This window comes from Leifsonia sp. SIMBA_070 (assembly GCF_046534635.1).
GTDB lineage: Bacteria > Actinomycetota > Actinomycetes > Actinomycetales > Microbacteriaceae > Leifsonia.
In genome coordinates this window covers 1-444 of record NZ_JAWRYK010000034.1, presented here as the reverse complement: position 1 = coordinate 444, position 444 = coordinate 1, and the positions used below count along the sequence as shown (strand labels likewise).

The 444-nt window shown below is 64.2% G+C and carries 1 protein-coding gene; it reads left to right on the top strand.

What is annotated here, in order from left to right:
* On the top strand, window positions 1-444 hold a 444-nt coding region (locus SB754_RS19270; protein WP_410784023.1), incomplete at both ends, for a helix-turn-helix domain-containing protein.

Here is a 444-nt window from a genome sequence, read left to right as displayed (position 1 = left end):
GGTCGCGCTGGCGCAGTCACTCGAGATCTCGCCGTCCTATCTGAACCAGATCGAACACGACGCCCGACCTCTGACCGTTCCGGTCCTGCTCAGGATCAGCGAGGTCTTCGGGGTCGACGCCGGGTTCTTCAACTCTCAGGACAACGCCCGGCTGATCGCCGAGATGCGGGAGGTGATGATGGACGAGGACCTCGGCGCGAATGCCGACGCCCAGGAGATCACTGATCTGGTGACCACACATCCCGATATGGCCAAGGCCATGGTCAACCTCCACCGCCGGTATCGGATCGCCACCGAACAGCTCGCTGCCGCCACCGACGAACGCGGCGACGGCACCATGAGGGGTTCCATCAGCGCTCCCCACGAAGAGGTGCGGGACTACTTCTATCAGCGCCACAACTACCTCCACGAGCTCGACGTCGCCGCCGAGGAGCTCACGACCCG